Origin of the sequence: Chryseobacterium sp. G0201 (genome assembly GCF_003815655.1) — a bacterium.
In the GTDB taxonomy this organism is placed as follows: Bacteria; Bacteroidota; Bacteroidia; order Flavobacteriales; family Weeksellaceae; genus Chryseobacterium.
Window position 1 is genome coordinate 4,225,880 of the sequence record NZ_CP033917.1, and the last position, 24,863, is coordinate 4,250,742.

Below are 24,863 nucleotides of genomic sequence, written 5' to 3' on the forward strand. Positions count from 1 at the left end.
AAATATAAATGAATCTTTCAATAAAAATCAAACTGATATTTGTCATATAATTCAAAATGCAGTGAACCAATGTCAACTTAAGCTTGAATTAATGGTCAATGCAAACGATTAACCATCTTTATAGAAGCAAAATCTGCAGTCCCAAAATGAGAAAATATTTTAGAAATTAATTATTTAAATTAACAAAAATGTAATATTGTAGAATTAATTACAGCATAAAAATGCTCAATATTTGACAAATTGAAATCCCCGAAATTGATACTTATGTCAGTAATTTTACACTTTCAGATAAGATTTCGATGCTTCTTTCCATTTCATCAAAATTTAAATTTCCAAAACCCAATCTCATGGCAGTAATGTTTTTATTCTGGTAAAGTGAGGTTTTAGGAATGAAGAGATTGTTTTGAGCACAATGACGGCTAAGTTGCATCAGGTTGATCGGAATATTCCATTCTGCCCAAATAGCGAGGCCTCCAGATGGTTTTTGAAAATTGATAGAATCTCCTAAGTGTTCATTCAACAAATCAGAAAAATGATCCCGTCTTTCCTGATATACTTTTAATGATTTCTTTAAATAACGATTAATTTCACCTTCAGCAATCATTTCTCCAAGGACTCGTTCCATCAAAACATCGCCCTGTCGGTCTATAATTCCGAGATATTTCCGCATTTCGATCATTAAATTTTCGGGAGCCACAATAAAGCCTGTACGAAAGCCTGGAGCAAGAGATTTTCCAAACGAGCCGATGTAAATAACCATTCCGTTCGTATCTGCACTGGACAAAGGAAGAATCGGACTTTTATCATAATGGAATTCGTAATCGTAATCATCTTCAAGAATGATAAAACCATATTCGTTGGCTAAATTAAGAAGTTCTAATCTCCGTTTTGCGCTCAGGGTGACTGTGGTAGGATAGTGGTGATGCGGCGTCAGATACAGCATTCTGATTTTTTGCTTTTGACAAGTTTCTCTAACACTTTCTACGATAATTCCTTCTTCATCAATAGGAATTGAAATAATATTAACTCCAACTTTTTGAAAGATCATATTCACAGAAAAGTAACTTAAAGCTCCCACCAAAACGGTATCGCCTTGCGCCAACAATATTTCAGAAACAATATAAATACTCATTTCCGTACTTCGGGTGATGAGAAGATTATTCTTTGAAATAGGTAATCCTCGTGATAAATTGAGATAATGAGAAAGATTTTTCTTAAAAAACTCACTTCCATCATGATTGTAATGTCCGAGCATTTTCTGCTGTGACTTTCGCTTCAAAATCGAACTGTAAAATTTAGAATGCTGATCAATTTGGGTTAATCGGATATCCGGAACTCCATCATTGAAAACAAATTCACACGTAGAATGTTCAAAAGGATTATCCAGAATATTTGACGTTTTAAATGAAAAACCTGTCGATTTTGGATAGTTTTCAAGATGATTTTCCTCAAAAGTTTTAATCTCTAATGGTTTATCCTGATTTTTCCCGATGACAAATGTTCCTTTATTTGGCAGACTTTCAACCCATCCTTGAGCAAATAATTCATCGTAAACCGCAACAATTGTATTTCGATGTACTTCCAAAATCTGACTTAAAGCTCTTGTTCCAGGGAGTTTTGTACCAAAAGGAATATAACCTCTCTGTATTGCATTGATCAATTGATTCGCAATTTGCATATAGATAGAAGTTTCAGACTTTCTATCAATTTTTACAAAACTTTTATAAGGAATCTCAACCGGACTATCCATAATATCAAAACTGGCACCATTCAACCATCCGGCAATATACTACATTTGGTTCATAAAATAAAAACATATGGAATTTTACAATCTGCTTGAAAAAATTGTGCAGGATAACGAAATGCACGCCAAATGGCTCAACACGCTTTCTTTCATGGAAAATGCCGGAGCACGAAAAATTTCTGCTTGTGAACATCCGACGAAAGTAAGTTTAATTCAGTTAAAACATGCTGCAGAAGAGCATCGCCATTCTTATTATCTAAAAAAACAAATAGGAAAATTAGATCCTGAATTTTGTAAAACCTATGATGGAAAAGAACTTTTGGCATCAATTGCAACAAGACAATATCTTCATTCTTTGGATGTTAAAGCCTGTAAATATCTTCAAAATAACTTCACTTTAACAAAGGAAGAATTGAAATATGCAGCATATCTTTTTGTGACGTACGCTATTGAAGTTCGCGCAGATGAATTATATCCCGTTTATCAGGATATTTTGACAAAAACTTCGTCAAAAATCATGGTTAAATCAATAATTCTGGAAGAAGAAGGACATTTGGAGGAAATGATTAATCAATTGGATGAATTTTCTGAAAATTGGAAACCTCACGCTGAAAATATTTTAAAAATCGAACATGAACTTCATGATCAATGGATCAATGCGATTATTGAGGAAGTTGCAAAGTTTAATTATGCTTAAAAATTTTCACCATTTTCAGGAAGCTTTAGAAAAAAGAAGGGAAGAAGGAACCTTGAGGATTTTACAGCCAAAAGCAGAAGGAATAGATTTTTATTCTAATGACTATTTGGGATTGGCGAGAAATAATGAACTACAAAATTTATTGTTAGAAAATATTATAACAAATCCCCAATTATTATCAGGAAGTACCGGATCAAGGCTCATTAGTGGAAATAGTTCAACCGTTATTGAAACCGAAAATCATATTGCAAAAGAGCATCAATATCCATCTTCTTTGCTTTTTTCGTCAGGTTACAATGCCAATTTGGCTTTATTTTCAACACTTCCAACTCGTCATGATACGATTATCGTTGACGAAAAAATTCATCGTTCTGTGCATGATGCCTGTAAAATGTCGCATGCAAAAAAGTTGAAATTTAAACATAATAGTCCTGAAGATTTAGAACAAGTTTTAAAAAGACAAAACGGAAATTGCTACATCGCAATCGAGAGCCTTTACTCTATGGATGGGGACTTTGCACCGATTCAGGAGATTGCTGAAATCGCTGAAAAACACAATGCTCATTTAATTGTTGATGAAGCTCATGCTTTTGGAGTTTTTGAATATGGTTTGGTTGAAAAATATCAATTACAAGATAAAGTTATAGCTACAGTTATAACCTATGGAAAAGCTTTAGGAGCGCATGGAGCAGTCATTTTGAGTAACGATACAATCAAATCTTACCTTATCAATTTAGCATCACCTTTCATCTACACAACCTCAGCTCAGGACATTCAGTGGATGAGTATAAAAACAAGTTATGAATTTTTAAAAGAGAATGAAAAATTATCACTAAAACTTCAAGAGAATATTAAAATTTTTCGTCAACAAAATTTGAAAACTCCTTCTTCTGAAAACAGCCCGATTCAGGCGATTTTAATACCAGATAATAATCGTTTGAAAATTTTAAAGGAAACTTTATTGAATGAAGGATTTTTAACCTATGCGGTTTTTAGTCCGACTGTAAAAGAAGGAACCGAAAGATTGAGAATTTGCTTGCACAGCTTTAACACAGAAAAAGAAATTATACAGCTAACGAGAATTATTAAAGAATTTACATGAAATTATTTGTAACCGGAATCGGAACAGAAATAGGAAAAACCGTTTGTTCGGCAATTTTAACTAAATATTTTAATGCAGATTATTGGAAACCAATTCAGTCTGGAGATTTGGATTTTTCAGATAGCATGAAAATTCAAGATTGGGTTGGTGAAAATGTTGTCATTCATCCTGAAACATATCAATTACAATTAGCAGCATCACCGCATCAGTCGGCCGCGCAAGAGGGAATTTCAATTAATATCAATGATTTCAATCTTCCTGAAACTCAAAATAATCTAATCGTAGAAGGAGCTGGTGGATTGATGGTTCCTTTGTCTGACAGTGAATTTATGATTGATTTAATTGAAAAATTAAATATTCCGGTTGCGCTTGTTGTGAGAAATTATCTAGGCTGTATCAATCACAGTTTATTATCGATCAAGGCTTTAAACCAAAAAAAAATTAATCTAAAATATTTGATTCTTAACGGAAATTTTCCACCAGATACAGAAAGAGTCATTTGCAAAAATATTCAACCGAAAACCGAAATCATCAGAATTTCTGACATCGAAAATATAACAAAAGAAAATATAGAAAGTATTACAAAACAATTAATAAAAATAGGATAATGGATAAAACAAAATTAAGGAATAACTGGACCAAAGAAGAAATTGAAGAAATTTATCATCAGCCTTTACTTGAATTAATTTATAAAGCAGCAACCGTTCATCGCGAGTGGCACAATCCGGAAGAAGTACAGATGTCAACATTATTATCTATAAAAACAGGTGGTTGTACTGAAGATTGCTCATATTGCGGACAAGCTGCACGTTATCACACGAATATTAAAGTTCAGGCTTTACTTCCAACAGAAAAAGTTATTGAACATGCCCAAAAAGCAAAAGATAATGGTTCTTCCCGCTTCTGCATGGCTGCGGCGTGGAGAGAAGTAAGAAATAACCGTGATTTTGACAGAGTAATTGACATGGTGAAAGGAGTAAATGAACTTGGAATGGAAGTTTGCTGTACGCTCGGAATGTTGACGGAAGATCAGGCCATTCGTTTACAGGAAGCTGGTTTGTACGCTTATAATCATAATCTGGATACTTCAGAACAATATTATGAAGAGATTATTTCTACCAGAACTTTTGACAATAGAATCAACACCATCAATAATGTCAGAAAAGCAGGAATTACAGTTTGTTCGGGAGGTATTATCGGTCTTGGAGAAACACACAGAGACAGAATTTCAATGTTGTTGACCTTAGCAACAATGCCAAAACATCCGGAATCTGTTCCCATCAATGCATTGGCAAGAGTTGCAGGAACACCACTTGAAAACAATGAGAAAATAGACACTTGGGAAATGGTAAGAATGATCGCCACTACAAGAATTGTAATGCCTTCTTCAATGGTTCGTTTGAGTGCAGGAAGAATTGAAATGACAGAATTCGAACAAGGCTGGTGCTTCATGGCAGGTGCAAATTCAATCTTCACAGGAGAAAGAGAAACCTTATTGGTAACGCCAAATCCTGGGGTTTCGGAAGATATGCAAATGCTGAATACGTTAGGTTTAAAGCCGATGAAGAGAGAAACAGAAAAAGTTATGGATCAGTTTGAAACTTGGAAAACTAACGCTTAGTCTAAATCTAAAATAATGAATTGTGAATACTTAATTGTTAATATAAAGCTGGAAAATTCACAATTCATTATTTACCATTCACCAAATTACTCATTACCAATTATCCATTGCTTATGAACTTACAAGAACGTGACAGAGCCGTCAACTGGCATCCGTACACCCAGATGAAAACCGCCAACGACGCCATTCCTATCGTTAGAGGAAAAGGTGTTCATCTTTATGACCATGAAGGAAAGCAATATATTGATGCAGTTTCTTCATGGTGGGTAACTCTGCATGGGCATGCTCATCCTTATATTGCACAACGTGTTTCCGAGCAGTTGAATACCTTAGAACAAGTTATTTTTGCCGGTTTTACACATGAACCAGCCATACAACTTTCCGAAAATTTATTGAAACTGCTTCCTGAAAACCAACAGAAAGTTTTTTACTCTGATAATGGATCAACAGCCGTTGAAGTGGCTTTGAAAATGTGCATTCAATATTGTTATAATCTTGGAAAAGAAAAAACGAAAATTTTAGCTTTTAAAAATGCTTATCACGGAGATACTTTTGGAGCCATGTCTGTAAGCGGGAGAAGTGTCTGGACAAAACCTTTCGGGGAAATGCTGTTTGAAGTTATTTTCATTGATACTCCAACTTCTGAAAATCTGGAAAATTTAAAAAATCAGATTAAAAAGTATGCAACTGACATAGCTTGTTTTATTTACGAACCCTTAATTCAGGGAGCGGCGGGAATGTTGATGTATGAAGCTCAAGATTTAGACGAATTAATGAAGTTTTGCAGAGAACAGGAAATTTTAATGGTTCAGGATGAAGTTTTTACAGGTTTTGGACGAACAGGAAAGCTTTTTGCAGCCAATCATCTTTCGGAAAAGCCTGATATCATGTGTTTTTCAAAAGGCTTGACAGGCGGAACTTTACCTATGGGAATTACCACTTGTTCGAATGAAATTTACAATGCTTTTTTGTCTGAAGATAAATATAAAACATTGTTTCACGGGCATTCTTTTACCGCAAATCCATTGTCGTGTACAGCAGCTTTGGCGAGTATGGAATTATTGTTGAATGAAGAAACTCAACACAATATCCAAAGAATATCTGAACAGCATTCTCAGTTTTCAATTCTTTTAAAACAACATTCTAACGTTGAAAATGTTCGTCAGACAGGAACTATTATAGCATGGGAATTTAAAACACATCAAGGAACTTCTTATTTTAATGAAATAGGGAAAATCTTATATGACGAATTTCTCTCGAGAGGAATTATCATGCGTCCTTTAGGAAATGTAATGTATCTGGTTCCGCCTTATTGTATTACTTCTGAGGAATTAGAGTTTACTTATAAAAATATTCTGGAGGTTTTGGATAAATTTAAAATTGAGGAAGAATTAATGAAAGCATAAACACACCTTGTCATTCCGGCGGAATATCCATGTCGTAAATAAAGCATAGTAGAGATTCCTCCGGAATGACAAACTTAATGGAAATTAAATGGTTATAAAAATAAAATCTTTGCGCTTTACAATTCTCCAACAAAAAAAACATTCTCTTCGAGTTTTTTATATAAGTTTAAAACAAATCCAATGACTGATTGGCTTATTTTTTGAACTCGTGATCATAAATAATTTTCTATGTTATCGACATTTTTATTAAACCTTAACTGGAAAGAATTATTAATGGGTCATGAAGAGTGGTCATTTATTTTGGAGATCATATTGCGTACGGCAATCATGTTTTTAACGATCATTATCGGATTGCGGATCTTGGGGAAAAGAGGAGTAAAACAACTTTCCTTATTTGAGCTTGTAGTGATCATCGGCCTGGGATCGGCAGCCGGAGACCCAATGTTCAATAAAGATGTGGGAATTATCTCTTCAATCATTGTTTTCATTGTCATTATTTTACTCTACAGTATTATCACTTATTTTATCGGAAAGTACAAAGGTTTTGAGCAATTGCTTGAAGGAAAATCCATCTGTTTAATTGAAAATGGCGAATTTGCAATAGATAATTTTAAAAAGGAAAATCTCGGAAGTGATGAATTTTTTGCAGAATTACGATTGAGAGGAGTTTCACAATTAGGTCAGGTAGAAACCGCCATAGAAGAAATTTCCGGAGAGATCAGTGTTTTCTTTTATGAAGATAAAGATGTGAAATTTGGTCTTCCAATTATGCCTAATTCATTAGAAAAGCCTTTAAAAAAGATAGAAAAAGACGATCATTATGCCTGCATTTTCTGCGGACATACAGAAATAAAAACTCCCGGAGACATTCATAAATGCAGAAAATGCCAAAAAGACGAGTGGATTCCCGCAAGCAATAAAAAAAGAATTACGTAAAAGAAAAATCTATGACTGAAAAAGAAAAATGCGCCCAAGGACTTTTATACAATGCTAATTACGACCAGGAATTAATTGATGAACGAGTGAAATGCAAAGATTTGTGCCATGAATACAATCAAACAAAAAACTCTGATACAGAAAAAAGAAATGAACTGATAAAGCAAATTATTCAACATTCAAAGGAGCAGTTTTTAATAGAACAACCCTTTTGGTGCGATTACGGTTATAATATAGAACTCGGAGAAAATTTCTATGCCAATCATAATCTTGTAATTCTCGATTGTGCTAAAGTAAGTTTTGGAGATAATGTTTTTGTTGGTCCCAACTGTAGTTTTTACACTGCCGGCCATCCCATCAATGTCATCCAAAGAAACGAGGGTCTGGAATATGCACATCCCATTTCTGTAGGAAATAATGTTTGGTTTGGAGGAAATGTAGTGGTTTTACCGGGAGTTTCTATTGGAAATAACTCCATTATTGGTGCAGGAAGTGTTGTCACCAAAGATATTCCGGATAATGTAATCGCTGTAGGAAATCCCTGTAAAGTTTTAAGGCAGATCACAGAAAATGATTAAATATAATCGAAATGTAAATTAATCTTCAACATTTTTGTTTTTTGCAGCCTTCATCCCAAAATAAAACATCAAAATCACCGTAACACTTAAAAAGTAGAACGAACTTTTCCAGGAAACATCCCAATCATGTAGTTTTCCGAAAACTGGTGGACCAAACGCAGCAATCAGATATCCTACAGACTGCGCCATTCCTGAAATTTTGATAGCATTCGCACTATTTTTTGTTCTTGTTGAAAAGAATAAAATGGATAAACTAAAAGACAATCCGTTGGAAATTCCGATGATAACAGCATTTACATAAATCCATTGAGATTGTAACCAGACAAACATCATCGTACTTGCAAACATTAAAGAGCAAATAAAAACAATCAAAATTCTCTGATTCTTCATCTTACTCGCAATGATTGGGCAACAAAAAGCAACCGGAATCATCGTGATCTGGATAACAAAAAGAACCCAGCCTGTACTTTCTGCATGCATATTAAAATCTGTCAGCAACGATGGAAGCCAGGTCATCAGACAATAATAAAATAAAGACTGCAATCCCATAAAAACACTGATACTCCAGGCTTGGGACGATTTAAACATATTAAAATCTGAAACACTTAAAGCCGTTTTCGTTTGATCAGTATTCTTTTTATTAAATATTATTTCAAGAGTTAATACTATAAGCCCCAAAATCGCAATAACCAACCAAATCCCTAGTGAACCGCGCCATCCGAAACCTGTCCATTCTCCGATTCTTACACTGAAACCTGATGCCAACGCCGCCGTAAGATTCATTGAAACAGCAAAAACCCCTGTCATTAAACCTATATGTTTTGGAAAATTATTTTTGACATATCCCGGAGTTACTACATTGCCGATGCAAATTCCTAAGCCTATAAATATTGATCCTAAAAACAACATCCAAAGAGAACCCGAAATTCTTAAAAACAATCCAAAACTTAAAATAATCAATGAATACATCAAAAACCGACTGATACTGAACTTATGCGAAAATCTGCTCACCAAAACCGAGCACGTCGCAAACATAAACAGTGGAATAGAGGTCAACATACTCACCTGAAAATTATCCAGATTCAAAGCTGTACGTATATCACTCAATACCGGAGCGACTGAAATAATAGGTGATCGAAGATTACTTGAAACCAATACTACTACCAATACATTAATAATCAGTAAAATATAAGAAATGTTTTTTCCTTTTTCAGTCTTTGTCATCGCAAGAGAATTATTTTGATGCAAAATTAATACTGTCAGTTTGTTTAAGTTTGCCATTTTTTAAATATGAAACGACAAATTGACTCGTTCATTTATAATTTAAATCATAAAAGTGTTAATTTAAATAAGAACTTAAAACATAATCACCAAATTGAGATATAACATAATGTATAAAATACAAAATTTTTGTTTTAAAATTAAAAATAAAATCATAAAACATTGAAAATCAATTATTTAAAATTTGGTTTAAAACAAAAAAAGACCTCCAAAAAGGAGGTCTAAAAAAACACAAATGATGAAAAAAAATTATTTCGATCCGCAAATATAGCAAATTATATTAGGTTTCACCTAAAATTTACATAATTGATTAAAATATTTATTTTATCTAACGAAATAGATGAAAATATCTACATTATTTTCTTAATTCAAATAAGATATATCATAAAAATAATTTCATAAATAACCGTTAATCATATTATTAAAATTAATTAAAATTTACAAATCAATTAATATTAAAACTATTATTAAAAATTAGAGTATCTGAGAACTTTCTTTAATACTGTTCATTACAAAGATGCTTTTTGTTTGTCCTATTCCTTCGATCTCAGAAAGCTGATTCACAAAAAACTCATGAAATTCATCCATATTGGGTGCTAAAATTTTCAGCATAAAATCAAATTCTCCGCTGATATTGTAAAATTCAACAACTTCTTTAAGCTTGCTTACTTCCTCTATAAATTTTGTTGCAATGCTTTTATTATGGGCATTCAGAGCGATCATGCAAACGACCATCATGCCTTTATTCACTTTTTTACGGTCGAGAATTGCGGTGTATTCTTTAATGATTCCCTGTTTTTCCATACGCTTGATACGCTCATGCGTTGGCGTTGGACTAAGATTAATTCTCGCAGAAATATCTCTAATGCTCAATTTTGCATCCTTCTGTAGTAAACGCAGTATAGAAAGGTCTTTTTCGTCAACTGAATAATTTTCGGTGGCCATTTGTTCTATTTTTAAGGTTTAAAAGATAATTAAAAGCACATTTGTTCTTTATAAATAGCTTAAAAAAATATATGTTCCAAATTTAACACATAATTTTCACAAACGTTCTAATAATAGTAATTTTGCCAGAAATTTAGAACAACATGCAATCAAGAAAAAACCTGATATTAATTTTAGCATCTATTGGAACTTTTGTGGAAGCCCTTGATATTGCTATCATTAACTTAACAATCCCATCCATTCAGGAGCAATTCGGTATTGGAGCGGATACTGTTCAATGGTTGCAGACTTTGTATGTTCTATTTTTTGGTGGATTTTTAATCATTGGCGGAAAATTATCTGATCAAATCGGACGAAAAAAAATATTCCTCATTGGAGGATTGATTTTCATGTTGACTTCTCTAGGCGCAGGGCTTTCAACTAATTTTCAGGTTTTAGCAATATTCCGTGCTTTGCAAGGATTGGGAGCGGCGTTTATTATGCCTTCAGCCATATCTATTGTTACGAATACTTTCAGAGAAAATCAGGAAAGAAACCGTGCTTTAGGCGTTTTCAGCTCATTTGCAGCGATAGGATCGGGTAGCGGATTGTCTATTGGCGGTATTATCAGTACTTACATGAGCTGGCATTGGGTTTTCCTGATCAATGTTCCGATCCTTTTAATTACTCTAATTCTTGCTTACCAATATCTACCAAAGGATGAAAAGAATACGATGGTTCAAAAAACAGATGCTGTATCAGGTATACTACTCGTTTTGGGACTGTTATTTTTAACGTATGGAACACATGAGTTATTCCACATCAAAGAACAGCCGATTCAGGTTATTGGTTCTTTAGCAATATCAATGGCGTTGTTAGGATTGGTTTTTTATCGATTAAAAACGGTTGCCCAGCCTTTAATTGATCTGCAATTATTCAGACACAGATCGTTGGTTATCTCTAATCTTACATTTTTTGCATTGGGAGCCTTTTTCATTTCATTTTTATTTCTGATATCATTGATGTTGCAGAAAGATATGAATCACAGCGCAGCTTCAGCCGGATTAATGTTGGTTCCGTTTAGTTTGATGTCTGCTTTGATCTCAAAATTTGTACTTCCTCATATTTCCAAGAAAATGAATCCTTCTCAAATGGGAATTTTGGGATGGAGTTTTATGTTAATAGGAGCTTTATCTTTATTTATATCGGTTTATATTGGTCATCCGTTAACAAGTGTTTTATTAGGCGCAGCATGTATTTCAGGAGTTGGAATGACGTTTTGTTTTACAAGTTTATCGATCTTGGGAATTCAGGATGTAGAATCTTCGGATTATGGAGTTGCTTCTAGTTTAACAAGTACAAGTTATTTCTTAGGCGCAGGGATAGGTTTATCTTTTATGACCTTAATGAGCCAGCTATTTCCATCAAAATGGGCGGTTGGGAATTTAAGTTTGGGAATTTTAACAACTTATGCAGTCTGTGCTATCGGAATATTGGCTTATTTAGTGGTAAAAGAAGTGAAAACTAAAAGAGCAGAAATGGCCATATCTTAATATATTTACTGTTGTATTTTTACATTTTGTTTTTCAAAAATAAGTGAAACGGCTTTGTTTATTTTAATTTTTAACTGTTGCTCATCAGATCTTTGTGTTTAAATTTATCGCAAGGATAAACAAAGAATTTTAAATAATAAATCTCTTAATTAAAGAAAAACAAAGGCACTTCGTTTATATAAGTAAAACAAAATTTAATATTGTTGATTTTCAATCCTTTAAAATTAAAGAAATGATAAAAAGACTCACTGTATTCTGTGGATCAAGTTTTGGAACTGATAAAATCTATGAAGAACAAGCTTACGAATTAGGAAAACAATTGGCCTCCGAAAAAATCGGATTGATATATGGTGGAGCCAACGTAGGTTTGATGGGAACCATTGCTAATGGAGTAATGGAACATAACGGAGAAGCCATTGGTGTTTTACCTCATTTTTTGCAAGGAAAAGAAATTGCTCACAACCAACTTAGCGAGCTTATCTTAGTAGAAACAATGCACGAACGAAAAACCAAAATGAATGAACTTTCGGACGGCGTTATTGTTTTGCCTGGCGGTTATGGAACGTTGGAAGAATTCTTTGAAATGATAACCTGGGCTCAATTGGGATTGCATCAAAAACCCATCGCTATTTTAAATATCAATGGATTTTATACCGAATTATTAAATATGATTCAAACAATGGTAGACAAAGGTTTTCTGAAAGAAATCAATCAAAAAATGCTGATTGTAGATGAAAATATCGAAGCTCTTTTAAATAAAATAAAAAACTACGAAGCTCCAAAAGTTGATAAATGGATCTCGAAAGATAAAGTCTAATTAAATTTTTTAATTAATATATTGTTTAAAACCATGGGAATTTCCTCATGGTTTTTTGTTTTCTATAGTTCAAAATTCAAATATTTCCCCCTTAAAAGTCTGTTTTATTATCTGAATTAATAATTATGAAATTCATCGTTACCACTCACGTTATTTTTCGTGTCATTCACGACATTTATTTGCTAGAACCCTGATTAATAGTAAACTTTGTCTCAGAAAACAAAAACTAATAACCATGTTAACAGCAGTATTTTTTTTAAGCGGGCCAACAAATAATCTCATTATTATCATGCTCATTTGCGGAATCGTTGGCGGAGTAGGAAACACATTGAGAGGTACAACCTGCAACTGGGTTGTCTTATCAAAAAATATCTGTCTTGGAATTATTGCTTCTATCGCCGTACCTCTTTTTTTAAATCTTGTATCCAGCGATATTGTAAAAAGTATTTATGTGAATGAAAAAAATCACATTTCCAATTATTTAATTTTTTCAGGCTTTTGCATCATTGCTTCTTTTTCGTCACTCACTTTTCTGAATACTATTTCAGGAAAAGTAATTCAAAATTTAAAGGAAGAAATTAAACAGGTAAAATCTGAAAACGAACAACTGAGCAAAACTGTAGAAACAATCGCCGTGAGCACAGAAAGTAATACACAAATGAATGCTAATGAATTAGAGAAATTCAAAACATCTTCTTATGCAGAAATCATGAATTCTATCAAAAATAAGGAGAATAAATTCAGACCTCTGGATCTCATCAAAACTGAAGTTAACCAAGACAATACCGAAATCGACAAAAAAATAGAAATCCTTAAAAACAACAATCTTGTAAAAGAAATCGAGCTTCGAAAAGGTGAAAAAGCAGTGGCTTTAACTGAGGATGCTGAGAAAATTATGGAATAAAACACTAAAAAACAATAACCAAATAAAAATCAGAATTATGGAAAAGTATGAAACAGGGAATACGAACAATAAGATCTATGCTAGTTTTAATTTATCTAATGTGATCGAACTATTTCCACTCCGCACATTTTTACAGCTTGAGTATAAACTAATAGGAGACTTGTATCTCCATAAAACAACTATTACATCGTCTAAAGATTCCAAGATTAACATACCTAAAACATTGATTGGTACAGAATCTTATCATAAAAAAGGAACGGTTGTAATTGAATCACATATTGGATATGCAGATGAAGACAATTTGGAAGATCTTTTAAAATTGCTTCAATTTAATTATAAAATTAGTGGTGGAAGCCAAGGAGATATTACTTATGATTCTTATGATAAGTTGATACCAATTCAAAGTGAAAGAGGAAATAAAGTGATTTTATTAAAAATTATAGATTTAATATGAAAACAACAATACAAACGATTTTTATATTTTGTTGCATACTTATAAAATCGCAATCTGGAACTGATCTGAGCATAAAAGATATTGATAATACTCAATCGGTTAGTATGGCTTTACTTGATAACAGCCCAAGTATAGTTTTCGCAAACTCTATACCTAAACAGCTAAGTTTAAATACCAATAACTTATCAAACCTTTCTGTAGAAGTCACACCTTTCTATTATCTTAATAAAAAGAAGTATGAAGGATATGAATTTTTTGGATTAAAAGATAAAGATTCAACTTTTAAATATGAAAGTAGTGGTTTTCATAATTTAAGTAAAATAACCCTTTCATTGAATGCTATCCCCAAAGATTCTGCAACAACTATAGCCTTTGGAGCAAGAACAAATATTTTAACACTATACAATTCTTCTCCTAAAGAGCTTCATGAGTTATTTGAAGCAATAGCTAATGATGATAAAATAACTGAAATGGCTAAAGTAAAACTTAAAGAAAAAGGTATTGATGAACCATCTGTAACTACAGACGAATATGAAAAATATACAATACTACTTGAAAAAGAAAAGGATAATATTAAAAAAGAATTGAAAGTTGAAGAAAAATTGTCAAGTTTTATAAATCAATTAAAAAACCCAATGGTAACCCTAGATGTATCTGGTGCTTACAGTTCAATATCTCCAAATAACAGAATTTCTTCTTTTAAAACAGATAGATATGGAATTTGGTCTACGCTTGGTTTATCTTTTAATTTAAATAAAGACTATACTCGTTTTTTTAAATTCTACTTTTTTCTAAGATATTTAAAAGATAATTACATCGAGGATAAAATACTATCTACCAGTCAATTTACAGATTTTGGACTTAAACTTCAGGTTGTTTTGAGTAAGAAATTTTCGACAGCTTATGAATATGTTAAAAGAAATGGTGATGGAGGAGATTATCGCTCTGTCGGACAAATTCAATGGAAATTCAGCGATGAATTGACTTTCAATGGAGGATTTGGAAAAAACTTTGAAATTTCGAATACCAATTTAATTACTTTTTTAGGAATTAGTTGGGGATTTGTAAACAATCCTAAAACAAAAAACTAATCACCATGATCCAGCCAAACATCAACAGCATTTTGCATGTTATGAATTCTAAAAAATACAGAATTTATAACACTCCAGAAGTAGATTGGAACATCAACATCGTGGGAATAAGAAATAAAGCATTAAGACATGAAAAATTTGACGATACTTTAGTTGTTTTTCATAACTTTATGGGGAACTGGCATGTGAATTATTATCCGATAACCACAGATCCTAGCACACACTATTTGAAAAATCCTGTTAACAGCAGTGGAACAGCTATTTTGGTGGAAGGGCAATATGTAGGAACACATTGTATAGATAAACATCAAGGAAAATATGATGCTGTTTGTCAAAGATTAGGAAATGTAAAAGTCTATCGGGATGATAATAAAAATGGAAATTTAGATATTAAACCAACAACAATAATTGATACTGGAATGTTTGGAATTAATATTCACAAAGGTCCGCTTAATGGAGATTGGAACTCAGACAATACTCAATTTTCAGCGGGATGCCAGGTTTTTGCAGATGCAAGACATTTTCAGGAATTCATGCTTAAATGTAAAAACGCAAGAAATGCTTTCGGAAATAAGTTTACCTACACCTTATTAAATGAAAGAGATTTTGGATAAAAACTAATAAAAAACTACATACCATGAAAAAATATTCGTTACACATAGGGTTAAATGAAACCCTGCTCATTAGTAACAATAGTCTAAATTCCCCGGAAGCCAATGCAAAATTTTACAAAAAAATTGCAGAAGAAAATGATTTCGAAGCAATTGAGTTATTGGGAGAAAATGCCACAAGTCTCAAGTTATTAAACACGCTTAGAACCATTTCAAAGAAAATAACTCCGGAAGATATTTTTTTCGTAACCTACTGCGGACATGGTTTTACTATTAATGATATTTCAGGTGAAGAAAATACGCATTATGATCAGATTGCAGTTTTGTATGATAGGTATTTCATAGATGATGAACTAAAAAACTGCTGGTCGTGGTTTCCCGAAAATTCTAAAGTAGTACTTGTAACAGACTGTTGTTATGGCGGAACTTTAAATAAAAAATCCGTTTCTCCAACCTTTAGTATCAAAAAAAGCTTTAACCTTCATTTACGTGATGTACTTCCTTTTCTCAATAGCTTTCAGTTGCATTTTAAAGAGTTAAAAGAAGCGAACATTTTAATGAATCATATTTCCTCTTCTCAAGATCGAAATATAGCTATGGACAGCACCGAAAAAGATCAATTAAGTCCTTTTACAGAAGCATTTAAAAAGATGTATAATGACGGTGATTTTATCGGAACTTTTAATGATTTTTTTGAAGGAGTAAAAAACGAAGTTGCACAAAGACTTCCCTATAATCAACCTTTTATAGACAGGGAAATTCAAAACTTTTTAGATAAAGAATTTTTTCTCACAAAAAAACTGGTCTTAAGCACAAACTAATAAACCATATAAAAAAGAAAACCATGAGTACAATTAAAATTGAAAAAGACTTCATAAAAGTTGAAGCAACATTGAGTGGAATTTCTAATGTAAGCCCTTTCAAATTTCGAGGTGTAAGAGTCTTGAATCTTAAAACAAAAGCCGGAAGTACTTTGAAAGGAGTTGTTTTAAATATCTCCAATGAAAACCCCGGAAACCCTTGTATTTCAGAAGGTACAGACACGGTTACATATGATTTTATGTTTAAAAATGACTTAGGGTGGAGCAAAGATGATAAAGTAAGAGTTTCATTTTTAAATGAGATTGATTACAGAGATTTTGAGAAATTAATCCCTTATTTTGAAGCAAGACTTAGAAAATTTGAGTATAACGAAATTATCACAGGAAAAGAATTTTTAGATTATTCTGATGAGTGGTCAAAATTTCATGAAGATAATCCGGTAGATGATATCTGTAGAGATGGGATGAGCCCCATCCCACGCCAAACACATGACGGAGGAGTCGTGAGAATAGAAGAACTTCCATGAGAATTATAAAATATATACTCCTTATATTTTCTGCAATCATCATTAAAGCTCAGAGTTTGAACGGTTATCTCGAGAATCAAAAATTTGATGAGTTCCCCAAAAATATAGTCATAGTAAAAAGGAATATTCTTAAAGAAAAATCCTCAATAGAGTTGGCAAAATACAACTATGTTTTGGGCAAAAATTTTGAATATCTCAATCAGGAAGACTCTGCGCTTTACTACTACATGAAAAGCAGGGATCTATTTGGAAAATTAAATTATAAAAATCAGTATCACGATTTGTCGCTGGAAATTCATAAAGTAATTTCTTCACAGGTAAACTATGACAAATATGGATATACTTTTTTTAATGATTACTATAATTATGCCTCCAAAACAAGGTCAAATGAAAGATTAGCATTAGCCTACAATCAAAAAGCAATTGAAAAATTTTATGAATTTGATTTTGATAAAAGAAAAAATGTCGATGTCATTGATTCGGCCATTAAAGTTTTAGATACTGCTTATTCTTACAGTAAAAGTTCTACTGATCTTGAAACAAGAGTGAAAATTTTAAATAATTTCGGACTTTTTAATTATACAAAAAAAGATTTTCAGGAAGCAGAAAAGTTTTTTATTCAGGGAATTGACTTAGCTTCAAAACATAAAATACAATATGAGTTATTCATTCTTTATTACAATTATGGAAATTCATTTTTCATTCAAAAAAAATATAATGAGGCTGTTTTTTGGTTCCTGAAAGCTGAAGCAGTTCCTATTGAACAATATGAATTAAAATCCAAAAGGCTTCTATATCAGAAGTTAAAGGAAAGTTATGACCATCTTAACGATCATTCAAACCGAAAAAAATATGATTCTCTTTACACTCATTTAAACAAAAAAATAAATGATACAGAGCAAAATATTGCCATTCATCAAATAAATACCCAATATCAAGTAGTTGAAAAGGATAAACAGATCTCCTCCCTAAAAAAAATAGCAATGAGTTATCAGGAAAATAAAATACTGTATTTTGTTTTGATAGGATTAGTTTTTCTTATCGCTATGTATTCCTTCATTCGATGGAAGAGGGTAGACCATACAAAGAAAAAACTGGATCTGGAAAAAGAATCTCTGCAAATTGAGCATACACAGACTATTCAGGAGCTGGAAAAGGTAAAACAATTGGTCATAGAAGATCATATTGTATTGAAAAACAGAACAAAGATCTACCTCAAGGAACTTTTGTATATCAAAGCCGAAGATCATTATTTACAGCTTTATACATCGAAGAAGAAAGAATTTGTACGAGGTAAAATTTCTGAGATTATTAAAGAATTGCCACCCAACTTCACGCAGGTTCACAGATCTTTTATTATTAACAAAAATTCGATTATTTCCAATAACGGAACCTCCGTTTTTCTGGAAGGGAAAATAGAAATTCCTTTATCTAGAAATTTTAAAAAGAATATTGAATAACTTATATTAAACTTCAAAAACTTGTCTCAAGCCTCCTATAGTGGAGGCTTTTTTATAGTATTAATTCCATTTGAATATTACAGCGTTTGTAAGGCGTAGCATGCCCGGCGACTTTTTCAAAACCTAGTTTATAATACAGATTAATAGCTGGTTTTAGGATCGTATTGCTTTCAAGATATAGCTTTGAAGCGCCTAATTCCCTAGCAGTATCAGCTACTTTCTTCCCAAGAAGCCAGCCAATACTTTTTCCTTGTGCTTTGGGTGATACAGCCATTTTTGCCATTTCAAAATCGTAATTTCCGTCATTCATTTTAATTAAAGCACAAACTCCCAAAGGCTCATCATGGTACAACGCGACAAATATTTTTCCGCCTTTATCTAAGATATATTCTTTCGGATTATCCAATGCTTTGTAATCGGCTTCTTCCATTTCAAAATAGGTTGAGATCCATTCTTCATTCAGAGATCGAAAAGCTTCCTGATATTTAGGCTGATATTCTACAATCTGTACATCTTTACTTTCGCGATCTTTTTTCTGATCCAGAACTCGTTTGAAGAGCGATTTTTTTTCTAAAAGAAACTCCCATTCTGCGATAGCTTCCCAAAGATTGTGTGTAGCTTCGGATGTCATCTTTTCAATCGCATTTTCTATATCTATATATTGAATTTGCAGGGTTTTGGAAATTTCAATTCCTTTTTTGGTCAATCCTACAACATTTCTTCTTTTATCGTCAGATTGTAATTTTGAATTTATGAGATCTGCTGCAGTCATTTCTTTGATAATCTTCGTAACAGACGGCTGGGAATGACCAATCTCTTCAGCAATTTCTGTAACTGTTTTTCCTCCATTTTCTGCCAGAATAAAAAATACAGGAAACCATTTTGGAGAAAATTCTATATTGTATAATTCATAGATTTTGGCAGCATCTTCAGTTACCTTTCCCGTAAGTAACCTTAATCTGCTTCCTATCGCCATTTTTCCTGTTCTGTTATAAAAATCCATATGCTTTATTTTTCATTTATAATTAATATAAAAATGCTCACTTTCAATTCATTTAAATAATTAATTACATAATCAGTTATGCAAATATATAAAATAATTCTTTACTGATAATTTTTCCAATAAAAAAGATGTCCATCAGCTGACGAACATCTTTTTATAATGTAAGATTAATTATTGAATTTTTAATCAAGCGGTTTTCTGCCCGAAATAATATTATAAAGAATTACAACAATGGCAATTACCAATAAAACATGGATTAAATAACCCGTACTGATTCCTGGTACAATACCCAACATTCCCAATAGCCATACAATAATACAAATGACTGCTACTAACCATAATAAACTTTTCATAATAGTAATTTTTTAAGTGATTCGATTAAATACTAGCATATACTATGCCTTTTATTAAATATGAATGCGTTTTTTTAATAATAAACACATAAATAGCGACTTATATTTTTATTTAAAATTTAAGATTTCTCTAAATTATCAGTAGATTTCAAAGCCCAGCCAATCAACGGAGCCTGCATAAAAAGCCTTCCCAATCTTTGGTTATCTGTATTCAAACCAAAAGAATCTTTTCTGTTCTGATATTGAGCAATATTTCCCGGAAGAACGGCAGCAAAGAATGTTGCAACAACTTTACCCATCGTCTTTCTATACTTTTTAGGAGTTGCAATGACTGCTGTACCTAAAAGTATTTCAGCAATTCCTGAATATACTACAGTATCATCTTTCTTTAAAGGAACCCAATCCGGAACCTGAGCCTGAAATTCTTTTCTTGCAAAGGTAAGATGACCAATTCCTGCAGTAATTAAAAAGGTTCCAAGAGCAATTCTTGATATTTCTTTAGCTTCCATATTTTATATTTTAGTGATTTTTGTTTTTGAAAAGGTATGAAAAGACAGTACGTCTATCATTTCCATTAAATACTTCCAATAATAAGACCAAAGAAGCCGATCATTAAAAATTTAAATCAAAATTAAATTTTTAACGGATCATATCAATTCATTTTTATCGATTGATTCATAAGTAGGTATGCCGGAATTTTGCATAAAATGAAAACAATTATACATCAAAAAACATCTCTCAATTTGAAAGATGTTTTTGCTATTTATTTCTCCTTTGTTTACTTTTTATTTGAAGACCGATTTGCCAATAACATATAGGCCAATCCAAGGCCAACTCCGGCTAAAACAGCCATTTTTGTTTTCTTTGAAGGAATCGGAAGCATGGTTTCACCATAAATTCTGTGAGGTTCTGATGATTGGTATAAAACATTTCCGTCATCGGAAGGAGCTTTTTTTACCTTCATCATTAATCTCATTCCCGCGGAGGCAATATTGATGATCGGTTTTGGAAATAATCCATACACATTTTTAAGAATTAATGAAACTGCATCCGGAAACAGATCTTTACGCGGATTTTTTGCTAATTCAACTATTTTCGCTGCGGTATCTCTTGGATCTGCGGCAAATGGGGGGATTTTAAAATCCAGTCCCGAATACTTTGCAGAATGCATATTACCTGTAGACCTTTGGATCTGAGGATAGAGGTTGCAAATATGAACATTTGGGAAATCTGAAATTTCTCCGTGAAGACATTCCATCATCCCACGAATTCCAAATTTTGTTGTCGAATACACCGCACTGTACGGAGCAGGCATAAATCCGCCAATCGAAACATTATTGATAAGAATACCTTCATTCTGTCTTTTGAAAATAGGCAATACAGAATAGGCACCATGCATATAGCCAAACAGATTTGTTTTGATCACCTGTTCGTTAAGCTTCATTGGGATCTCTTCAAATTTTCCGCTGGCCATTACACCGGCATTATTTACCCAGATATCAATTCTACCGTTAAACTGTAAAGCTGTCTGAGCCAGATTTTCAACCTGTTCCGCTACCGAAACATCTGTAGGCACACCGATCGCCGCCACATCCAGGTCTCTGCAAAGACTTACCGTTTCATCCAATGCTTCTTTACCTCTCGCAGCAATAACAATGTTACAACCTTCCAGTGCAAATGCTTCAGCAACCGCTCTTCCTACGCCGCTGCTTCCGCCTGTAATAACAACTGTTTTTCCTCTAAGGCTTTTTTCTAATATATGATCTGATTTCATGTTGTGAATGGTTTTAAGGATTGTACTTAACTAAAAAGAACCTATTATTATGCCATACACCTATAAAACTTTCATTATAATTGATTAATATATAAATATCTAAAATTTAGCCCTTAAAATAAAAATCATGACGTTCTGAATCTCAATTAAATATTTCGTCTTTATCTAAATTATTTATTATTTTTGATAAAAACCATTAAAAAAAATACTTCTAAAATAACTGAGCCTAAAATTCTAACCTTTCAAAATGCAAGATATAGAACTTGAACATTCTGAAGAGTTACAGATTTTCATCTAACATTTTTGGTATGACAAAAGAAAATTTGGAAAAGTAGAATAGAGGTTTTGAGTTAGTAACGAATGATACGAAGATTTTATCTCCTTTAAATTTAATAGACTTTGATTCTCGTACTTTGCAAACAAACATTTAATAATAAAAAACAATATGGAAAACCAAAACAGTCAAAAAGATAATCCAAATTCATCCGCTGACAAAATTCTAAATGTTATAGGAATTGGCGGAATTTAATTCATTTTTTTAATCCGATGGTCTTTAATGCTTTGGCAGTTAATGATATTTCATCTAAAACAGAAAATGCCTCAATATCTTTAAATGTTGAACATTTTAAATCATTCTTGCTAAAGGACAATTCAACGGAATTATTATTTGATTTAATAATACGCACAACAGAATATCCGTTGTACACCAATTCAAAACCTTCAAACAAGCAGTTTCTTTCTGCGGTTTGATATATCCTATATTCTTCAAAGCCAACAGCATCGCTTTTTTTTCCGTCATTATGCTCGAGCGACTTCCATATTGCATAGTTTTTTGGTTCCTTCAGCACATTCCCTTGTGGATCTACCGGAACAAACATTCCGAGAGTTAAAGGCTGTTTTAAGAAATTAGCATAATTATTCATCAAGCGTAATGTCTGAAGATCAGCATATCCTTCGTTTGAATAATATTCAATAACAAAAGTTGTCATCGGAATCAGCTTGTGAGACGCATCAGTCGGCATAACCTATCATTTTTTTTCGGAAATAAATATAATATTTTTATTTTACTGACACGAATTTGTTGCTTTAAATTTTTAGAAGTAAAATATATGGAAATCAATAACAATGATCAGATTTATAAAACCATAATCAAATATTTGATTATGGTTTTATAAATTATTTAATTTAAACTAATCAGTAGAGTAGACTTATCTTTCTGTTTCCAACTTATTAAAGGTAAAAACAGAAAGATAATTGATGTAATGTATATTAAAAATCTTGTGGGAAAATCCCAGATGCATACTGCCATACTTCCAGAATTTCTTCAAAAGGAATGTCATAAGGCTCATAAAATGTATTATCAGCAGCAACGGTGATAAAACCTGTATTTTTTGACTTTAATCTTTTGTAAGTAATTCCGTCGTTTGAGGTCACAAATATGTAAGAAGTTCCTGATTTTAAATCATTAATTCCTTCCATATATTTTCCAATGATAAACGACCCATCCTTAAATGGAGGCATAGAATCTCCACTGGCAGGAAAAGCCCTGAATTTTCCATTCTTCAAAAAAGGCAAAGAAATCGTTTCCAAACTTTCAATATATTCAGGATCACTATACCCCCTCAAATATCCCATAGAAGCCTTTTGAGGAATAATCTCAATACTTTCATTCCCTTTCTGATCTACCACAACAGGCAACACAATTCTATTATCCGGAAGTTTCAACATATCATCCAAAGGATATTTTATCAGATCAACAGATAGCAACAAATCAATGCTTACATGAAATAATCTTGAAATCCTGATCAATACATCGACAGGAGGTTTTGATCTGCCGTTTTCGTAGGAAATATATCGTGAAGTGGTTATGGTAATCTGCTCAGACAATTCGCGTTGGGTGATTCCTAATTTACCTCGCAAAAGCCTGATGTTTTCTGAAAAAATTGACATTATTAAAAATTAGATCGCGAAAATACAAATTGTTTATTCGACATCACCAATTTTATAGTAAAAATAGGCTTAACTGTGGATAAAAAGCTATAAATAATTTCATTAGCTTGGCTTATAAAGAACAAACCGTTTGATTATCTACAAAGATGTAAGACCATAAGTTATTGTTTTGTAAAACTTTCACATATTTGTGCATTAGCAAAAATATTTTGACCATTACATCTATAAAATCTGAAAATCAATTTTAACTTTTTTCAATTTTAATCGTCCAACAATAAATACTAATAAATTATTATGACCATTAATAAGACTAAAATCCAAAACCATGTACTTGCAGCTATTGCGGCACTTAGTATTTCATCTTGCAGTAAAGATGATGACACGACAACACCAACTAATGGGAATAATACAGTTTCAGCAGTTTATTCAAAAATTTATGGTGCAACAAGCATCACCAGTGATGGAACATTTATAACCATTAAAACCAATGGTGTACCTGACCATAAAAGTGCTTATTATCCAACAACAAATGCTTTATATGAAGCATATAGTGGAACAACTTTTGGAGGGGGAACTTTTACGCAAAACCCAAATAAAATTGCAACTCAAAATTTTACTTTTAAAATTCCCGTTAATCCAACTGTTACTACAAATCATTCAGCAACACCGCTTGGTGCTATCGGAGTAGCACTTAATGGAGTAGCTTTATACAATCAATATGCAGGCCCAAATAATCAAGTGTTAACTTCTGAAATTAATAGTTTTGATAAATATTATGGACACCCTACTGCAACATCGCAATATCATTACCATGTTGAACCTTTATATTTAACAACTGTAAAATCAACAAAATCAGGTTTAATGGGGTTTTTATTAGACGGATTTCCTGTTTATGGCCCACAAGAAGAAAACGGAACAACGGTTACAAGTAGTGCATTAGATGCTTACCACGGGCATACACATGCAACAGTTGACTTTCCTAATGGAATATATCATTATCATTTTACAGCAGATGCACCATATTTGAATGGAAACGGCTATTATGGAACACCAGGAACTGTTACGCAATAATGAGAATTATTTTTTATTTTAATTTATTTTTTTTGATTTGTTCATGTTCTCAAAACAAATCAAGAGAAGTTCAATTTTCAAATCAATCCATTCCTAAAATATACATACTGAAATCTTCAACAAACATTTCTATAAAAAATGACACTGTATTTTCAAATAACAAAAGATACTCAGGTTATTTGTAT

Annotated in this window: 26 protein-coding genes; 17 read left to right on the top strand and 9 right to left on the bottom strand. The window is 32.3% G+C overall.

Annotated features, from left to right (window positions below; genetic code table 11):
* Positions 1–262: 262 nt before the first annotated feature.
* Positions 263–1,750, bottom strand: a complete 1,488-nt coding sequence (locus EG348_RS18900; RefSeq protein WP_123984507.1) for a PLP-dependent aminotransferase family protein — start codon at positions 1,748–1,750, stop codon at positions 263–265.
* Positions 1,751–1,817: 67 nt separating this feature from the next.
* On the opposite strand from EG348_RS18900, the gene EG348_RS18905 reads away from it, so the two are divergent.
* The 7 genes from EG348_RS18905 to EG348_RS18935 all read left to right on the top strand — a co-directional run bounded on the left by EG348_RS18905 (position 1,818) and on the right by EG348_RS18935 (position 8,084).
* Positions 1,818–2,441, top strand: coding sequence for a hypothetical protein (locus tag EG348_RS18905; RefSeq protein WP_123984508.1), 624 nt, complete (start codon positions 1,818–1,820; stop codon positions 2,439–2,441).
* Positions 2,434–3,543, top strand: a complete 1,110-nt coding sequence (locus tag EG348_RS18910; protein ID WP_123984509.1) for an aminotransferase class I/II-fold pyridoxal phosphate-dependent enzyme — start codon at positions 2,434–2,436, stop codon at positions 3,541–3,543. The genes EG348_RS18905 and EG348_RS18910 overlap by 8 nt, the downstream gene beginning before the upstream one ends.
* Complete coding sequence (gene bioD, locus EG348_RS18915; RefSeq protein ID WP_123984510.1) at positions 3,540–4,151, top strand: dethiobiotin synthase; 612 nt, start codon at positions 3,540–3,542, stop codon at positions 4,149–4,151. The genes EG348_RS18910 and bioD overlap by 4 nt, the downstream gene beginning before the upstream one ends.
* Positions 4,151–5,164, top strand: a complete 1,014-nt coding sequence (gene bioB, locus EG348_RS18920) for a biotin synthase BioB (protein ID WP_123984511.1) — start codon at positions 4,151–4,153, stop codon at positions 5,162–5,164. The genes bioD and bioB overlap by 1 nt, the downstream gene beginning before the upstream one ends.
* Before the next feature lie 113 nt (positions 5,165–5,277).
* On the top strand, positions 5,278–6,570 hold the full coding sequence (gene bioA / locus EG348_RS18925; protein ID WP_185145484.1) for an adenosylmethionine--8-amino-7-oxononanoate transaminase: 1,293 nt from the start codon (positions 5,278–5,280) through the stop codon (positions 6,568–6,570).
* A 228-nt stretch (positions 6,571–6,798) separates the two neighbouring features.
* A complete protein-coding gene (locus EG348_RS18930) occupies positions 6,799–7,506 on the top strand; it encodes a YetF domain-containing protein (protein ID WP_123984513.1) in 708 nt (235 codons plus the stop codon).
* Between the two features lie 11 nt (positions 7,507–7,517).
* Complete coding sequence (locus tag EG348_RS18935) at positions 7,518–8,084, top strand: sugar O-acetyltransferase (RefSeq protein WP_123984514.1); 567 nt, start codon at positions 7,518–7,520, stop codon at positions 8,082–8,084.
* Between the two features lie 18 nt (positions 8,085–8,102).
* Here EG348_RS18935 and EG348_RS18940 read toward each other — a convergent pair whose 3' ends face one another.
* Together EG348_RS18940 and EG348_RS18945 are read right to left on the bottom strand one after the other, a co-directional pair.
* Positions 8,103–9,365, bottom strand: coding sequence for a CynX/NimT family MFS transporter (locus EG348_RS18940; RefSeq protein ID WP_228414784.1), 1,263 nt, complete (start codon positions 9,363–9,365; stop codon positions 8,103–8,105).
* 474 nt (positions 9,366–9,839) lie between these two features.
* Positions 9,840–10,310, bottom strand: a complete 471-nt coding sequence (locus tag EG348_RS18945; RefSeq protein WP_123984515.1) for an Lrp/AsnC family transcriptional regulator — start codon at positions 10,308–10,310, stop codon at positions 9,840–9,842.
* A 143-nt stretch (positions 10,311–10,453) separates the two neighbouring features.
* Between EG348_RS18945 and EG348_RS18950 the strand changes: the two genes are divergently transcribed.
* The 9 genes from EG348_RS18950 to EG348_RS18990 all read left to right on the top strand — a co-directional run bounded on the left by EG348_RS18950 (position 10,454) and on the right by EG348_RS18990 (position 18,527).
* Positions 10,454–11,842: an MFS transporter gene (locus EG348_RS18950; RefSeq protein WP_123984516.1), complete on the top strand. Its 1,389-nt coding sequence runs from the start codon at positions 10,454–10,456 to the stop codon at positions 11,840–11,842.
* A gap of 232 nt (positions 11,843–12,074) precedes the next feature.
* A complete protein-coding gene (locus tag EG348_RS18955; RefSeq protein ID WP_123984517.1) occupies positions 12,075–12,659 on the top strand; it encodes a TIGR00730 family Rossman fold protein in 585 nt (194 codons plus the stop codon).
* Positions 12,660–12,894: 235 nt separating this feature from the next.
* Positions 12,895–13,563 (top strand): YEATS-associated helix-containing protein, encoded by a 669-nt coding sequence (locus EG348_RS18960; RefSeq protein WP_123984518.1) that lies wholly within the window; start codon positions 12,895–12,897, stop codon positions 13,561–13,563.
* A gap of 37 nt (positions 13,564–13,600) precedes the next feature.
* Positions 13,601–14,017: a hypothetical protein gene (locus EG348_RS18965; protein WP_123984519.1), complete on the top strand. Its 417-nt coding sequence runs from the start codon at positions 13,601–13,603 to the stop codon at positions 14,015–14,017.
* On the top strand, positions 14,014–15,108 hold the full coding sequence (locus EG348_RS18970) for a hypothetical protein (RefSeq protein ID WP_123984520.1): 1,095 nt from the start codon (positions 14,014–14,016) through the stop codon (positions 15,106–15,108). The genes EG348_RS18965 and EG348_RS18970 overlap by 4 nt, the downstream gene beginning before the upstream one ends.
* A gap of 5 nt (positions 15,109–15,113) precedes the next feature.
* Entirely contained in the window at positions 15,114–15,722 is a 609-nt protein-coding gene (locus EG348_RS18975; protein ID WP_123984521.1) for a hypothetical protein, read from the top strand.
* 23 nt (positions 15,723–15,745) lie between these two features.
* Positions 15,746–16,540 carry a caspase family protein gene (locus EG348_RS18980; protein WP_123984522.1) on the top strand — a complete coding sequence of 265 codons (795 nt, stop codon included), beginning with the start codon at positions 15,746–15,748 and terminating at the stop codon, positions 16,538–16,540.
* Positions 16,541–16,563: 23 nt separating this feature from the next.
* Entirely contained in the window at positions 16,564–17,067 is a 504-nt protein-coding gene (locus EG348_RS18985; RefSeq protein WP_123984523.1) for a hypothetical protein, read from the top strand.
* Complete coding sequence (locus EG348_RS18990; RefSeq protein ID WP_123984524.1) at positions 17,064–18,527, top strand: LytR/AlgR family response regulator transcription factor; 1,464 nt, start codon at positions 17,064–17,066, stop codon at positions 18,525–18,527. Before EG348_RS18985 ends, EG348_RS18990 begins: the two co-directional genes overlap by 4 nt.
* 52 nt (positions 18,528–18,579) lie before the next feature.
* Here EG348_RS18990 and EG348_RS18995 read toward each other — a convergent pair whose 3' ends face one another.
* From EG348_RS18995 to EG348_RS19020, 6 genes are all read right to left on the bottom strand, one after another.
* Positions 18,580–19,530: a bifunctional helix-turn-helix transcriptional regulator/GNAT family N-acetyltransferase gene (locus EG348_RS18995; protein WP_123984525.1), complete on the bottom strand. Its 951-nt coding sequence runs from the start codon at positions 19,528–19,530 to the stop codon at positions 18,580–18,582.
* A 182-nt stretch (positions 19,531–19,712) separates the two neighbouring features.
* Complete coding sequence (locus tag EG348_RS19000) at positions 19,713–19,883, bottom strand: lmo0937 family membrane protein (protein ID WP_123984526.1); 171 nt, start codon at positions 19,881–19,883, stop codon at positions 19,713–19,715.
* Between the two features lie 119 nt (positions 19,884–20,002).
* Positions 20,003–20,392, bottom strand: coding sequence for a hypothetical protein (locus EG348_RS19005; protein ID WP_123984527.1), 390 nt, complete (start codon positions 20,390–20,392; stop codon positions 20,003–20,005).
* A 269-nt stretch (positions 20,393–20,661) separates the two neighbouring features.
* Positions 20,662–21,657: an SDR family oxidoreductase gene (locus EG348_RS19010; RefSeq protein ID WP_123984528.1), complete on the bottom strand. Its 996-nt coding sequence runs from the start codon at positions 21,655–21,657 to the stop codon at positions 20,662–20,664.
* Positions 21,658–22,187: 530 nt separating this feature from the next.
* The gene (locus EG348_RS19015) at positions 22,188–22,679 is read right to left on the bottom strand and encodes a hypothetical protein (protein WP_123984529.1); all 492 of its coding nucleotides are present in this window, start codon (positions 22,677–22,679) and stop codon (positions 22,188–22,190) included.
* 247 nt (positions 22,680–22,926) lie between these two features.
* Positions 22,927–23,607, bottom strand: a complete 681-nt coding sequence (locus tag EG348_RS19020) for an XRE family transcriptional regulator (protein WP_123984530.1) — start codon at positions 23,605–23,607, stop codon at positions 22,927–22,929.
* Between the two features lie 294 nt (positions 23,608–23,901).
* Between EG348_RS19020 and EG348_RS19025 the strand changes: the two genes are divergently transcribed.
* The gene (locus EG348_RS19025; protein ID WP_123984531.1) at positions 23,902–24,678 is read left to right on the top strand and encodes a YHYH protein; all 777 of its coding nucleotides are present in this window, start codon (positions 23,902–23,904) and stop codon (positions 24,676–24,678) included.
* Positions 24,679–24,863: the final 185 nt, after the last annotated feature.

Excerpts from the sequence above, each read along its gene's own strand:
- EG348_RS19015 (WP_123984529.1), bottom strand. The coding sequence starts at position 22,679 with ATGCCGACTGATGCGTCTCACAAGCTGATTCCGATGACAACTTTTGTT.
- EG348_RS18965 (WP_123984519.1), top strand. The coding sequence starts at position 13,601 with ATGGAAAAGTATGAAACAGGGAATACGAACAATAAGATCTATGCTAGT.
- EG348_RS19005 (WP_123984527.1), bottom strand. The coding sequence starts at position 20,392 with ATGGAAGCTAAAGAAATATCAAGAATTGCTCTTGGAACCTTTTTAATT.
- EG348_RS18995 (WP_123984525.1), bottom strand. The coding sequence starts at position 19,530 with ATGGATTTTTATAACAGAACAGGAAAAATGGCGATAGGAAGCAGATTA.
- EG348_RS19020 (WP_123984530.1), bottom strand. The coding sequence starts at position 23,607 with ATGTCAATTTTTTCAGAAAACATCAGGCTTTTGCGAGGTAAATTAGGA.
- bioA (WP_185145484.1), top strand. The coding sequence starts at position 5,278 with ATGAACTTACAAGAACGTGACAGAGCCGTCAACTGGCATCCGTACACC.
- EG348_RS19025 (WP_123984531.1), top strand. The coding sequence starts at position 23,902 with ATGACCATTAATAAGACTAAAATCCAAAACCATGTACTTGCAGCTATT.
- EG348_RS18955 (WP_123984517.1), top strand. The coding sequence starts at position 12,075 with ATGATAAAAAGACTCACTGTATTCTGTGGATCAAGTTTTGGAACTGAT.
- EG348_RS19000 (WP_123984526.1), bottom strand. The coding sequence starts at position 19,883 with ATGAAAAGTTTATTATGGTTAGTAGCAGTCATTTGTATTATTGTATGG.
- bioB (WP_123984511.1), top strand. The coding sequence starts at position 4,151 with ATGGATAAAACAAAATTAAGGAATAACTGGACCAAAGAAGAAATTGAA.
- EG348_RS18975 (WP_123984521.1), top strand. The coding sequence starts at position 15,114 with ATGATCCAGCCAAACATCAACAGCATTTTGCATGTTATGAATTCTAAA.
- EG348_RS18905 (WP_123984508.1), top strand. The coding sequence starts at position 1,818 with ATGGAATTTTACAATCTGCTTGAAAAAATTGTGCAGGATAACGAAATG.
- EG348_RS18960 (WP_123984518.1), top strand. The coding sequence starts at position 12,895 with ATGTTAACAGCAGTATTTTTTTTAAGCGGGCCAACAAATAATCTCATT.
- EG348_RS18900 (WP_123984507.1), bottom strand. The coding sequence starts at position 1,750 with ATGGATAGTCCGGTTGAGATTCCTTATAAAAGTTTTGTAAAAATTGAT.
- EG348_RS18990 (WP_123984524.1), top strand. The coding sequence starts at position 17,064 with ATGAGAATTATAAAATATATACTCCTTATATTTTCTGCAATCATCATT.
- EG348_RS18935 (WP_123984514.1), top strand. The coding sequence starts at position 7,518 with ATGACTGAAAAAGAAAAATGCGCCCAAGGACTTTTATACAATGCTAAT.
- EG348_RS18945 (WP_123984515.1), bottom strand. The coding sequence starts at position 10,310 with ATGGCCACCGAAAATTATTCAGTTGACGAAAAAGACCTTTCTATACTG.
- EG348_RS18950 (WP_123984516.1), top strand. The coding sequence starts at position 10,454 with ATGCAATCAAGAAAAAACCTGATATTAATTTTAGCATCTATTGGAACT.
- EG348_RS18930 (WP_123984513.1), top strand. The coding sequence starts at position 6,799 with ATGTTATCGACATTTTTATTAAACCTTAACTGGAAAGAATTATTAATG.
- EG348_RS18910 (WP_123984509.1), top strand. The coding sequence starts at position 2,434 with ATGCTTAAAAATTTTCACCATTTTCAGGAAGCTTTAGAAAAAAGAAGG.
- EG348_RS18970 (WP_123984520.1), top strand. The coding sequence starts at position 14,014 with ATGAAAACAACAATACAAACGATTTTTATATTTTGTTGCATACTTATA.
- EG348_RS18985 (WP_123984523.1), top strand. The coding sequence starts at position 16,564 with ATGAGTACAATTAAAATTGAAAAAGACTTCATAAAAGTTGAAGCAACA.
- EG348_RS19010 (WP_123984528.1), bottom strand. The coding sequence starts at position 21,657 with ATGAAATCAGATCATATATTAGAAAAAAGCCTTAGAGGAAAAACAGTT.
- bioD (WP_123984510.1), top strand. The coding sequence starts at position 3,540 with ATGAAATTATTTGTAACCGGAATCGGAACAGAAATAGGAAAAACCGTT.
- EG348_RS18980 (WP_123984522.1), top strand. The coding sequence starts at position 15,746 with ATGAAAAAATATTCGTTACACATAGGGTTAAATGAAACCCTGCTCATT.
- EG348_RS18940 (WP_228414784.1), bottom strand. The coding sequence starts at position 9,365 with ATGGCAAACTTAAACAAACTGACAGTATTAATTTTGCATCAAAATAAT.